Annotated in this window: 1 protein-coding gene; it reads left to right on the forward strand. The window is 54.2% G+C overall.

All coding sequences use genetic code 11. The annotated features are described in order from the left end of the window. Positions 1-443 (forward strand): transglycosylase domain-containing protein (locus ACEWB7_RS17835; RefSeq protein WP_411581065.1); only part of this gene is annotated, 443 nt, incomplete at both ends.

Consider the following 443-nt stretch of genomic DNA (forward strand, 5'->3'; position numbering starts at 1 on the left):
TTACAGCGCCGATGGCGAGCTGATTGCTCAATACGGTGAGAAACGTCGTATTCCGGTTACGTTGGATCAAATCCCGCCGGAGATGGTGAAAGCCTTTATCGCGACGGAAGACAGCCGCTTCTACGAGCATCACGGCGTTGACCCGGTGGGGATCTTCCGTGCGGCAAGCGTGGCGCTGTTCTCCGGTCACGCGTCACAAGGGGCGAGTACCATTACCCAGCAGCTGGCGAGAAACTTCTTCCTCAGTCCAGAACGCACGCTGATGCGCAAGATTAAGGAAGTCTTCCTCGCGATTCGCATTGAACAGTTGCTAACGAAAGACGAGATCCTCGAGCTTTATCTGAACAAGATTTACCTCGGTTACCGCGCCTATGGTGTCGGTGCTGCGGCACAAGTCTATTTCGGTAAAACTGTCGACCAACTGACGTTGAACGAAATGGCGG

It is taken from the genome of Acinetobacter sp. NIOH-H-8 (genome assembly GCF_046635365.1).
Taxonomy (GTDB): domain Bacteria; phylum Pseudomonadota; class Gammaproteobacteria; order Pseudomonadales; family Moraxellaceae; genus Acinetobacter.